12 protein-coding genes are annotated in these 12,461 nt (G+C 40.9%); 11 read left to right on the top strand and 1 reads right to left on the bottom strand.

The annotated features are described in order from the left end of the window. The first annotated feature begins 35 nt into the window (after positions 1-35). The 9 genes from mepM to DY200_RS03990 all read left to right on the top strand — a co-directional run bounded on the left by mepM (position 36) and on the right by DY200_RS03990 (position 9,169). Positions 36-1,526 carry a murein DD-endopeptidase MepM gene (mepM, locus tag DY200_RS04030; RefSeq protein WP_115587012.1) on the top strand — a complete coding sequence of 497 codons (1,491 nt, stop codon included), beginning with the start codon at positions 36-38 and terminating at the stop codon, positions 1,524-1,526. An 18-nt stretch (positions 1,527-1,544) separates the two neighbouring features. Beyond that, positions 1,545-2,240: a bifunctional protein-disulfide isomerase/oxidoreductase DsbC gene (gene dsbC / locus DY200_RS04025; RefSeq protein WP_115587011.1), complete on the top strand. Its 696-nt coding sequence runs from the start codon at positions 1,545-1,547 to the stop codon at positions 2,238-2,240. A gap of 91 nt (positions 2,241-2,331) precedes the next feature. Next, positions 2,332-4,047: a single-stranded-DNA-specific exonuclease RecJ gene (recJ, locus tag DY200_RS04020; RefSeq protein WP_115587010.1), complete on the top strand. Its 1,716-nt coding sequence runs from the start codon at positions 2,332-2,334 to the stop codon at positions 4,045-4,047. A 133-nt stretch (positions 4,048-4,180) separates the two neighbouring features. Continuing rightward, a complete protein-coding gene (locus tag DY200_RS04015) occupies positions 4,181-5,029 on the top strand; it encodes an OmpA family protein (RefSeq protein WP_115587009.1) in 849 nt (282 codons plus the stop codon). Positions 5,030-5,110: 81 nt separating this feature from the next. Beyond that, complete coding sequence (locus DY200_RS04010) at positions 5,111-5,929, top strand: pyridoxal phosphatase (protein WP_115587008.1); 819 nt, start codon at positions 5,111-5,113, stop codon at positions 5,927-5,929. Continuing rightward, the gene (gene narQ / locus DY200_RS04005; protein ID WP_115587007.1) at positions 5,929-7,644 is read left to right on the top strand and encodes a nitrate/nitrite two-component system sensor histidine kinase NarQ; all 1,716 of its coding nucleotides are present in this window, start codon (positions 5,929-5,931) and stop codon (positions 7,642-7,644) included. Before DY200_RS04010 ends, narQ begins: the two co-directional genes overlap by 1 nt. 22 nt (positions 7,645-7,666) lie before the next feature. Next, entirely contained in the window at positions 7,667-8,185 is a 519-nt protein-coding gene (locus DY200_RS04000; RefSeq protein WP_005596590.1) for a GNAT family N-acetyltransferase, read from the top strand. A gap of 39 nt (positions 8,186-8,224) precedes the next feature. Continuing rightward, a complete protein-coding gene (rdgB, locus tag DY200_RS03995) occupies positions 8,225-8,821 on the top strand; it encodes an RdgB/HAM1 family non-canonical purine NTP pyrophosphatase (protein WP_115587006.1) in 597 nt (198 codons plus the stop codon). A gap of 27 nt (positions 8,822-8,848) precedes the next feature. Next, entirely contained in the window at positions 8,849-9,169 is a 321-nt protein-coding gene (locus tag DY200_RS03990) for a YbjQ family protein (protein ID WP_005622442.1), read from the top strand. A 105-nt stretch (positions 9,170-9,274) separates the two neighbouring features. On the opposite strand, the gene DY200_RS03985 is transcribed toward DY200_RS03990, so the two are convergent. Continuing rightward, positions 9,275-10,945 (bottom strand): formate--tetrahydrofolate ligase, encoded by a 1,671-nt coding sequence (locus DY200_RS03985; RefSeq protein WP_115587005.1) that lies wholly within the window; start codon positions 10,943-10,945, stop codon positions 9,275-9,277. A 101-nt stretch (positions 10,946-11,046) separates the two neighbouring features. On the opposite strand from DY200_RS03985, the gene DY200_RS03980 reads away from it, so the two are divergent. Next, positions 11,047-11,493, top strand: coding sequence for a YcgN family cysteine cluster protein (locus DY200_RS03980; protein WP_115587004.1), 447 nt, complete (start codon positions 11,047-11,049; stop codon positions 11,491-11,493). An 89-nt stretch (positions 11,494-11,582) separates the two neighbouring features. Beyond that, a complete protein-coding gene (locus DY200_RS03975; RefSeq protein WP_115587003.1) occupies positions 11,583-12,332 on the top strand; it encodes an SDR family oxidoreductase in 750 nt (249 codons plus the stop codon). Positions 12,333-12,461 lie beyond the last annotated feature (129 nt).

Here is a 12,461-nt window from a genome sequence, read left to right as displayed (position 1 = left end):
GGAAAAAATCTCGGTTAAAAGGTTTGGTTTTTTTGATGGCGATCTTATCAATTTTTATTGGTATTGTACTTGCGTTAAAAAATCAACCTTCTATAAATACAACGGCGAATTACGAACAATACGTTGTATTGGACGAGCAACAAGCGGATCAAAAAGATGATCCGGAACAACCGGAAGAGACGACACAATTAACATCCGCAGAAGATCAGGATCCAGCAGCGGATAAGACCTCTACTAATAATGTAAATACGGAAGCTAATGAAGAAGTTTCCGAAGACGAGAAAAATTCGGAATTAGCCGCAGAAGATAACTCCGCAACCTCTTATGATGATCTTTTAGCGGAAGATGATGAGGTTGAAGGGCAAGAGGGCGAGATCTCTAAAGTCGAAAATAAAGAGAATGAAGAAAAGTTGCCTCAAGAGGCTGAGAAAGTCTTAAACGATATTTTAGACGTCGCGGACGAAGCGTTACGCATTCAGGATCAATTCAGTTATACCGTCGGTCGCGGTGATAAGCTCAAAGATGTTTTGGAGCAGTCCGGTTTAGGTGCAAGTGATGCCAGAGCTATGATTAAACGTTTTCCGGAATTGGCTAATTTAGACGGCGGTCAGCAATTCTACTGGATTTTGGATAACCACGGCGAGTTGGAATATATGAACTGGTTGGTATCTGAAAAAGAAGAACGTATTTATGAGCGTAAAGATAACGGTAAATGGGTCTTTCAAAAAATAGAGAAGAAAGGCGAATGGCGACAAGATGTGGTACGTGGTGTAATTAGCGGTTCTTTTTCTTCAAGTCTTAAAGAAGTGGGGCTTTCGGAACGGCAAGTAAATCAGTTGGCGGTCGGATTGCAGTCGCAAATTGCAACCAATAAACTGAAAAAAGGCGATCGTTTCGCAATTTTGGTAAAACGTGAATACATCAACGGTACGGTAACGGAAGTCGGCAACGTAGAAGGCATCCTGATTGTCAGCGGTAAGAAACGTTATTATGCGATTCAAGCGGATAACGGACGTTATTACAGTAGCCACGGTGAAACCCTCAGTAGAGGATTTGCCCGTATTCCTTTGTTATTTAATGCAAGGGTATCATCGCACTATAATCCTAGACGTTTACATCCGGTCACGCGCAGAGTCAGACCGCATAATGGGGTGGATTTCGGCATACCGACGGGAACGCCGATTATCGCACCGTCGGACGGTGTGGTTGAACATATCGCTTATCAGGCAAAAGGTGCGGGGCGTTATATTAAAATTCGTCACGGTCACATTACCACGGTTTATATGCACTTGAGTAAAACGTTGGTAAGAGTCGGACAAAGTGTGAAAAAAGGTGAGCGTATTGCGTTATCGGGAAATACGGGAGCTTCTACGGGACCTCATTTACACTATGAATTCCATCTTAACGGAAGACCGGTTAATCCGATGACGGTGAAATTACCCGGTTCAAATTCGGGTATGGCGGATAAAGAACGTAAGAAGTTCTTAACGCGTGCTAAATATGTTGAAGCAAAATTAAAATTTTAATTTATAGGATATTTAATCATGAAAAAAAATGTAACGGCATTATTTTCCGTTTCTTTAATGGGCTTATGCATATCTCCCGTGATGGCTGATGATATGAGCTTGGTAAAAACGTTAGAAGGGATGGGCGCGACGAATGTAAAAATCAGTGATTCGGCGCTGCCCGGTTTTAGAACCGCCGTTTCAAATGAAGGCGTGGTACAAATCAGTGAAAACGGACGTTTTGTGATCCAAGGGCAAATTTTTGAACTGAAAAACGGCAAAGCGGTTAATATTACTAACAAATCATTGTTAGCGGATTTAAATGCATTGGAAAAAGAGATGATTATTTATCCGGCAAAAAATGAGAAGCACGTAGTTACCGTATTTATGGATATTACCTGTCATTATTGCCATTTAATGTTCCAACGTATTAAAGAGTATAACGATTTGGGTATTACCATTCGTTTCCTCGCTTTCCCTCGCGGCGGAATGAATACACAAACCGCAAAACAAATGGAAGCGATTTGGACATCGGCGGATAAAGTGAAAGCATTAACCGATGCGGAAAACGGTACTTTACCGAAAGAAGTAAAAACACCGAATATCGTAAAAAAACACCATGAACTCGGCATTAAATTCGGCGTAACAGGCACCCCGAATATAGTCGATAGCACCGGTCAATTGATTGCCGGTTATGTAGAACCTAAAGAATTACTTAAAATGTTAAGCGAATAGCATTAAGTTCTTGAATACAAGCGGTCTGATTTTGTAAAATTTTTGCAAAATGATACCGCTTGTTTTATTTATAACGAAAAGAAGAAAAATAGTGCAAAAGCTAATCAAACAACGACCGCCATTAACTTCGGTCACTCTATCTGAAAATCCTTTATTAAATCGCTTATACCAAAGCAGAGGCATTAATTCCATTCAGGAATTGGAACGTTCTTTACAATATTTATATCGTCCGCAGCAACTTGCGAATATAGAACAGGCAGTCAGCCTCTTGATTGATGCATTTAAACAACAATCCCGCATTGTAATTGTCGGAGATTTTGATGCGGACGGAGCAACCAGTACGGCATTGACGATTTTGGCATTGCGCCAATTAGGGTTTAAAAATGTAGATTATTTAATTCCGGATCGTTTCTCTCAGGGATACGGCTTAAGTGTCGCCGTAGCCGAGATGGTATTGGCAAAAGGTGCGGATTTGGTCGTTACCGTGGATAACGGTATTTCTTCTTTTGAAGGAATTGCATTGTTAAAGTCGCATCATATAAAAGTATTGGTTACCGATCATCATTTACCTGCCGAAACGTTACCGAATGCGGATGCGATGGTTAATCCGAATTTAGCCGATTGTTCTTTTCCTTCCAAATCACTGGCCGGCGTGGGGGTTGCTTTTTATGTCATGCTGGCATTACGCAGTCAAATGCGTGAGGCACAATTATTTTCTTCAAAAGAGCCGAACTTAGCCGAGCTTCTGGATCTTGTCGCATTAGGAACGGTTGCGGATGTGGTTCCGCTTGATCACAATAACCGAATTCTAGTATATCAAGGATTAACTCGAATTCGTTCGGGGCATTGCCGAGCGGGTATTCGTGCATTAGCGGAAGTATCTAAACGAGAGTTGTCTTCTTTACAAGCCGGAGATTTAGGTTTTGCCATCGCACCTCGTTTAAATGCGGCGGGGCGTTTGGAAAATATGTCGCTTGGAGTGGAATTATTAATTGCGGAAAATATGGAGATTGCCCGTCAGCTGGCTTTTGAGTTGGACAGCTTAAACCAGACCCGTAAAGAATTTGAGCAAGAAATGAAAACCGAGGCGTTGGCGATTTGCGCAAATTTACCTGCGTTAATGCAAAAAGATCAAGCGCACGGTATCGCATTATATCAGGCCGATTGGCATCAGGGCGTCATTGGTATTCTAGCTTCGCGTATTAAAGATCAATTTCATCGACCGGTCATTGTATTTGCGCAAGAGAGCGAAGATAGCGAATATTTAAAAGGATCGGCGCGTTCGATTGCCGGCTTGCATATGCGTGATTTATTAGAACGTATTGATGTGAAACATCCGAATTTAATCGTGAAATTCGGCGGTCATGCGATGGCGGCGGGGCTAACGATTCATCAAAATAACTTTCTTAAATTTCAGCATATATTTGATGAAGTGATTGACGAAATAATTGCGCCGGAACAATTACAGGGCGTAATTTATACCGACGGCGAATTGTCTTCGAACGAATTAAATATTCATATTGCGGAATTATTACAAAAAGCCGGACCTTGGGGACAAAGTTTTCCCGAACCGCTCTTTGAAGGAGAGTTTAAAATACTGCAACAAAGAATATTAGGCGGCAAACATTTGAAACTGATGGTAGAGCAGCCTTTCGGCGGCTTATTTGATGCGATTTGGTTTAATGCGGATTTGCGTATTTTTCCCGATCTATCAATTAAGTCGGCTCGACTTATTTATAAACTGGATATTAATGAGTTTAAAGGAAATAAAAATTTACAATTAAGAATAGAAAATATCGTTATTTAATTAGTTTCGTCAATTTAGTGCTAGAATAAAACATTATTATATTGTAGAATTAATTATAATCTATATGCCGTATTCAGGTATTTAGCATTATATAAAATGAATGAAGTTTTTAATCTATAAAGGACATCTTACGATGAAAAATACGACTGTTTTTCGCGGATTATTATCGGGTATCGCTTTAGCAGTAACGGCTTGCGGTAATTTAAGTAACGTAACCGATGAAGGTACCACAGAGAATCCGGTATTCCCTAAAATTTCAGAATCAGAGTTTAATCATGACGGTTCTCAATTCGGTTCATGGCCTAATTGGGAAAACGTACGCCAAATTGAACGCGGTATGAATAAAGATCAATTATATAATCTAATCGGTCGTCCGCATTTTGAAGAAGGTTTATACGGTGTGCGTGAGTGGGATTATGCATTTAACTACCGTGAAAACGGTGTGCATAAAATTTGTCAATTCAAAGTATTATTTGACAAAGATATGAATGCTCAAAGCTTTTTCTGGTATCCGAACGGTTGTAACGGTAACGCATCATTTAACTTAAGCGGCGACTTCTTATTCGACTTTGATAAAGATACATTAACCGCAAAAGGTAAAGAAGTTGTGGATAATGTTGCGGCTCAATTAAAATCTTCTAAAGCGGAACAAGTTAAAGTTGCAGGTTATACAGACCGCTTAGGTTCTGAAAAATATAACTTGGATTTATCACAACGTCGCGCAAATATGGTTAAAGCGCGTTTAGTTCAACAAGGCGTGACTGCAAATATTAATGCGGTCGGTTACGGTAAAGCTCAACAAGTGAAAGCTTGTGACGGTATTCCTCACGGTCAAGAATTAAAAGACTGTTTACGTCCAAATCGTCGAGTTGAAGTAACTGCGAACGGCGGCGTATTAAAACAAAATGAGGGTGGTAATGTGGCAGGTCCTAATGGTCCGGCTCCGTTATATCAAACACCGGCATATAACTCCGGCAAATAATTTACAGTTTCTCTTTAACTGGAGTAAAATAGGGGCTACTTTATAAAGTAGCCTTTTTTACGTTTATGCAGGAGAAAATTTATGACCTATCAAGCTATTGCTTTCGATCTCGACGGAACCCTTCTTAATCCCCACGCAACCATTCTCGAATCCAGTAAACAAGCAATCAAAAAAGCACGTGAAAAAGGCATAAAAGTTTTCTTCGTAACGGGACGTCATCATACGGCCGTTCGCCCGTATTATGCGGAAATCGAGTTAGATACGCCGGTAGTGTGTTGTAACGGTACTTATTTATATGATTTTCAGCATGATAAGGTGCTATCCGGTAAACCGCTAACGGCGGAGCAAGCCTCTCATCTGATTAATGATGCTAAATCGCAAGGAATTCATACCGCAGTTTATTTTCGCGATGCAATGACTTACGAACAACTAAATCCGCATTTTGCAAAATTACAGCAATGGGTTGCTTCTTGTCCGGAATCCGTTCGTCCTAACGTTTATCAATTGGAAAGTTTTCAGCAAGAAATCGATAAGGGAACGACGGTTTGGAAAGTGCTGATTAGTGATCCGAATTTGGAAAAAATGCAAAATTTCGTGAAAAAGTTACCGCTTGATCAATTCAGTCCGGAATGGTCTTGGGTGGATAGAGTGGATATTACCAGTGTAGGTAATAGCAAAGGCGCAATGTTAGCGGAATTACTGAAAATGGAAGGTATCGAACCGCAAAATGTGATTGCCTTCGGTGATAATTTTAACGATATTTCGATGCTGGAGCTTGTCGGACTCGGCATTGCAATGGGGGATTCGGAAGAAGAAGTCAAGCAGCGCGCCGATAAAACCATCGGTTCCAATAGTGAAGACAGTATTGCAAAAACATTAACGGAATTACTTAATTTATAATGAATAAACCGGTTAATTATTCTAAATATTCTATCGCTCGTCGTATCGGATTCTATTTTCTGGTGATGATTGCTTTTGCCTCTTTAATCAGCGGCATTTCACTCAGTATTATGTGGAGTAATAAATCGGATGCGGGGCTGATTAATGTCTCCGGTTCGTTGCGAATGCAGAGTTACCGTTTTCTTTATGAAATGGAACATCATCCGCAATCTATTCCGGCTCGTCTAGCCGAATATCGCCAAAGTTTAAATTCGCCGGAGATTCAAGACTCTTTAGAACATAAGTGTTTATTGCCGAAAGAGGTTACGGAGGCTTATGCCAAGTTGCAAAAAAACTGGCTGGAAATGGAGTCTTTTATCGTTAAGCGGGATAGAAACGCCTATGAAGCCAACATAGAAGGTTATGCGAATCAGGTGAATAATTTTGTTTGGCAGTTACAGGAATTTGTCGAACTGAAATTAAAAGTGGCAATCGGCGTAATTGCCGTGTCGATGTTACTGATTATTGCGTTAGCCTATTTCGGCGTATGGTACACCCGTAAACGTATTATTACTCCGCTTAATCAATTGGTCACGGCAAGCCGACAAGTGAAAAACGAAGATTTTGATCATATCCGATTGGCGGTGGATGATCCTAACGAACTCGGTCTTCTTTCGTCCGCTTTTACGCAGATGGCAAGCGAGCTGGCTAAACTTTACGCTTCTTTGGAAGAAAAAGTGGAAGATAAAACGCGGCGTTTAATGGCGGTTAATCGCTCGTTATTGGTACTTTTCCAATGTTCTCAATTACTAACCGCCAAACCGGTCAATCAAAGCGTACTATTTAAAGTATTACAAACGATTTTGGATAATGAACAATTACGCGGTATCGAAATTCAGGTCTATGGCGCGGATTATTGGAACGTAACCATTGATAATGCGCCGGAACAAGATTGGCAGTTTAATGAAATTGCGATTGAAAATGAAAAGCTGGCTTTATTGCGTTGGAAACCGTCACTTTTATGTCCGGATGAGCGTTTAATCCAAAACGTATCGGAAATGATAGGGCGCAGTCTTTACGTACTGCAGGTACAAAAGCAACAACAGCAGTTGTTGTTAATGGAAGAGCGTTCGATTATTGCGAGGGAACTGCATGATTCGTTGGCGCAGTCGCTGACGTTTTTTAAAATTCAAGTCAGCTTATTAAAGCGTAACGGCGAAGTTAAACAAGATTGGGACAAACAGAAAGTCATTTTAAACGATTTTGAAAAGGCTCTGAACGAAGCCTATAGTCAATTGCGCGAATTGCTTTCGACATTCCGTTTAACGATAGAAGAAGCTAATCTTACGCATGCGTTGGAACGAGTGTTGGACTCATTAAGAATCCGAACATCGGCTCAAATTCGTCTGAATTGTAAATTGCCTTCGCAAATTTTTAGTGCGCAGCAACAAGTTCATGCGTTACAGATTGTGCGTGAAGCGGTCATTAATGCGATTAAACATGCTAATGCAACGGAAATCTATGTGGTGGCGGAAACCAATGCCGATGGTGAACATTGCTTAATTATTCGTGATAACGGCAAAGGTATTGCAAGTGATATTGAGCCGGAAGGGCATTACGGGCTGACAATCATGAAAGAACGCGCGGCGGAATTAAAAGGCGAATTCAGTATTAAAAACCGTCCGGAAGGCGGTGTTGAAGTAGTGGTCGTATTACCGAATATGATTACCGCATAATTTTTATAAAGGAAGGCACTAAATGCAGATTCGAAAATCGACGGAAGCGGATTTCGAAACCATTTTAAATATTTACAATCAAGCGATTCCGACTCATCAAATTACGGCGGATTTGGAATTGGCAACCCCGATTAATCGTCGAGCTTGGTTTGATTTTCATTTAACCAGCGAACAATACCCGATTTGGACGGTAGAAGATGAAAACGGCATTGCCGGCTGGTTTAGCTTTTCGCCGTTTTACGAGCGACCGGCGTTTGTGCATACCTCTGAAATTAGTATTTATTTAGACGGTAGTGCTAAAGGTAAAGGCTACGGTTCGAAGATCATCAAGTTTATGCAAGCGGAAATGTTGAAACATAATATTCATACTCTGATGGCATACGTGTTCGAATTGAATCAAATCAGCCAAAATCTAATGCGTAAGCACGGCTTTGAACAGTGGGGCAGATTTCCGCATATTGCCAATATGGGCAAAGATGAACAAGGGCAGGACAAATGGCGTACGTTATTGATGATGTCTTATCAAAAAGGCATTGAATAAGCGGTCATTTTTTATCAAATTTTTGCAAAAGGATCATAAATGGAACAAACTAAAGTCGTGTTAGCCACAGGAAATAAAGGTAAAGTCAAAGAAATGGCGGATGTATTAGCGCAATTTGGCTTTGATGTGGTGGCGCAAAGTGAATTCGGTATTGAATCACCGGAAGAAACCGGTTTGACTTTCGTTGAAAATGCGTTGTTAAAAGCACGTTATGCTTCAAAAATGACCGGACTACCGGCCATTGCGGACGATTCGGGCTTAGCGGTAGATGCGCTTGGCGGTGCACCGGGGCTTTATTCCGCCCGTTATGCGGGGGAAGACAGTAATGATGAGGCGAATCGCCAAAAATTATTAGCCGAAATGCAAAATGTTGCGGGTGAAAAACGTGGGGCGAAATTTGTCAGTTGTATCGTTTTTCTACAACACGAAACCGATCCGACACCGAAAATTGCCTTAGGCGAATGTTTCGGTGAAATTTTACGTGAAGAACGCGGTCAAAACGGTTTTGGTTATGATTCGCTGTTTTTCTACCCGCCTAAAAATTGTAGTTTTGCCGAGTTGGAAACCAGCGAGAAAAAGCAAATTTCACACCGTGCGATTGCATTGGATGTATTAAAACAACAGTTACTAAAGTAAGCGAAGTCACGTTTACGAGGAGAAAATATGATTATTACCACCACACCAACTATTGAAGGTCACCAAATCACTGAATATAAAGGTTTAGTGTTTGGCGAAGTGGTTTCCGGTGCGAATTTTATTCGTGATTTTTTTGCGAGTATTACCGACGTGATTGGCGGTCGTTCTGGGGCTTATGAAAGTAAGTTAAATAGTGCCAGACAAGAAGCGTTAGCCGAATTGGAAAAAGAAGCGAAACGTGTCGGTGCCAATGCAGTGGTGGGTGTTTCAATGGAATATCAATCAATGGGCGGCGATAAAGGTATGTTTATTGTGGTCGCAACCGGCACTGCAGTCGTGATTCGTTAAATCTGACAGATTGCACGCATCCAAGCGGTCATTTTTCACTGCTTTTTTGCAAATTATCCTATAAAAAATCCCCGCATTTGGCGGGGATTTTTGTAAGCGTTATGGTTAGAATAAACCGGTAATCAAACCGTTTTCATCCACATCAATACGATTTGCCGCCGGTACTTTCGGTAAGCCCGGCATACGCATAATGCTACCGCAAATCGCAACGATAAAGCCGGCACCGGCAGAGACGCTAATACTACGTACGGTAACAGTAAAACCGCTTGGGCAACCAAGTAATTTGGCATTATCGCTTAATGAGTATTGTGTTTTCGCCATACAAATCGGTAATTTATCTAAACCTAATTTTTCCAGATTTTTAATTTCCGCTAAGGCTTCGGCACTAAAACTCACATCGTCCGCACCATAAATTTTTTGTGCGATCGCTCTGATTTTGTTTTGCACGCTTTCATTCGCATCATAGACGAAATTAAAACGGTTCTCTTGTTCATCAATCGCTTTTAACACTTTTTGTGCCAAGTCCACACCACCGGCACCGCCTTTACCCCAAACCTCGGTAAGTGATACTTCCACACCTTGTTCCGCACAAGCGGTCTGAATTAGGGCTAATTCTGCATCAGTATCTGATACAAAGCGGTTTAATGCGACCACTACCGGTAAACCAAATACATTTTTGAGGTTACTGATATGTTTAAGCAGATTCGGTAAACCCTGTTGTAAAGCGGTTAAATTTTCTTCAGCTAAATTCGCTTTTTCAACACCGCCGTTATATTTCAGCGCTTTTACTGTGGCAACGACTACCGCCACATCCGGTTTAAGATCCGCTAAACGGCATTTAATATCACAGAATTTTTCTGCACCTAAATCCGCGCCAAAGCCGGCTTCCGTCACCGCATAATTGCCTAAATGTAATGCTAAACGCGTTGCAGTCACCGAGTTACAACCGTGAGCGATATTAGCAAACGGACCACCGTGAATAAAGGCAGGGCTGCCTTCAATCGTTTGGACTAAATTCGGTTTAATCGCATCCTTCAACAAGGCAGCCATTGCACCGTGCGCATTTAAATCTTTCGCATAAACCGGCTGTTTATCTTTAGTGTAAGCAACTAAGATATTACCTAAACGCGTTTTTAAATCGACAAGATCTTTCGCTAAACAGAAAATTGCCATCACTTCTGAAGCCACGGTAATATCGAAACCGTCCGGACGAATCACACCGTCAGTCGGATTGCCTAAACCGCCTAATACGTTACGTAATTGACGATCATTCATATCAATTACACGACGCCATAACACACGTTTGGTATCAATATTTAATGTATTGCCTTGGTAGATGTGGTTATCCAATAACGCAGCTAAAAGGTTATTAGCACTGGTAATTGCGTGGAAATCGCCGGTAAAGTGTAAGTTAATATCTTCCATTGGCAATACTTGTGCATAACCGCCGCCAGCCGCACCGCCTTTCACGCCGAATACCGGGCCTAATGACGGCTCACGTGCCGCAACCACAGCATTTTTACCAAGTTGATTTAACGCATCGGTTAAACCGATGGTTACTGTGGTTTTGCCTTCTCCTGCCGGCGTCGGATTAATCGCAGTCACTAAAATTAATTTACCGTTTTTAGCCGGTAATTTAAACGCATCTGTAGGGTTAATTTTCGCTTTATATTTGCCGTATTGTTCGATTTGATCGGCATTTAAACCTAATTTTTCCGCAATTTTATTAATCGGCTGCATAATGGCAGCTTGAGCAATTTCTACATCGCTTTTCATTCATCCTCCAGTGTGGCAAACGTTTGCTTTTTAAAACTACGCTAGAATATGCTAAAATCTATCTAAAATAAAGAACTGTAACAGCTATTTAACAAAAAAAGATGACGAATCAATTAACGCCAAACTTTTGGCAAACAAAAAGCCTACTTGAAATGAATGATGCCGAATGGGAAGCATTGTGTGACGGTTGCGGAAAATGTTGCTACCGCAAATATATTCAAGGCAGAGGTAAACGAGAGCGTTTATATTACACTTCGGTTGCTTGTAATTTACTGGACGTGAATACAGGACGTTGTAGCAATTATCCGAATCGTTTCAAAATTGAACGGGATTGCACCAAATTAACCAAGAAAAATTTGCCAGATTTCGGCTGGTTGCCGAAAACCTGTGCTTACCGTTTACTTTATGAAGGTAAGCCGTTATTCGATTGGCATCCGTTGATTTCTAACGATCCGCAATCGGTTAAAAATGCCGATATTCTTATTCCAAACGGCATTCATGAAAAAGATGTGATAGATTGGTTTGAATTTATAATCGATGAGGTTTAAGCTAACAAGCGGTTGTATTTTGTGAAAAATTTGCAAAATATGACCGCTTGTTATTTATATGATTTAAAAATGATAAGAGGGCAAACACAATGAAAACAGCATTAGTGACCGGTGCAACGGCAGGATTCGGTTTAGCAATTTGTAAATTATTGATTCAATCAGGTTATAAAGTGATTGGTACCGGCAGACGTAAGGAACGCCTTGACGAATTACATTCGCAATTTGGCAATAATTTTTTACCGTTTGCGTTTGATGTCAGTGATGAAGATGCTACCACTCAGGCGTTAAATAACCGTCCGGCAGGCTGGCAAGCGGTCGATTTATTAGTGAATAATGCCGGATTGGCATTAGGGTTGGAACCGGCTTATAAAACCGATTTAAAAGATTGGTATCAAATGATCGACACTAATATTAAAGGGCTTGTGACGGTTACTCGCTTGATTTTACCGGAAATGGTTGAACGTAATAGCGGACATATTATCAATTTAGGTTCAATCGCCGGTAATTATCCTTATCCAGGCGGTAACGTTTATGGCGGTACTAAAGCTTTCGTGAAACAATTTAGCCTCAATTTACGTGCGGATTTAGCCGGTACGAAAATACGTGTAACCAATGTAGAACCCGGTTTATGCGGCGGTACGGAATTTTCGAACGTACGCTTTAAAGGCGATGACGACAAAGCGGCAAAAGTATATGAAAACGTGAACTATGTCGCACCGGAAGATATTGCCAACATTGTGTTATGGCTAAACCAACAACCGGAACACGTTAATATTAACCGTATTGAAGTGATGCCGACCGCACAAACTTTCTCACCACTTGCGGTGGCAAGAGGTTAATTTCTAACTTGTTACCCCTCTTTGCTAAAGAGGGGAGTTTATAACTCATTGAGTTATAAGGTTTCAAACCGTTCTTACACCAATATTTCTCTTCTTTAATTCATCATCATAAATTTTTACTTGCATATC

The organism is Actinobacillus lignieresii, from assembly GCF_900444945.1.
Taxonomy (GTDB): domain Bacteria; phylum Pseudomonadota; class Gammaproteobacteria; order Enterobacterales; family Pasteurellaceae; genus Actinobacillus; species Actinobacillus lignieresii.
Note: the sequence above shows the minus strand (reverse complement) of the source record. Positions and strands in the feature narration are given on the sequence as shown.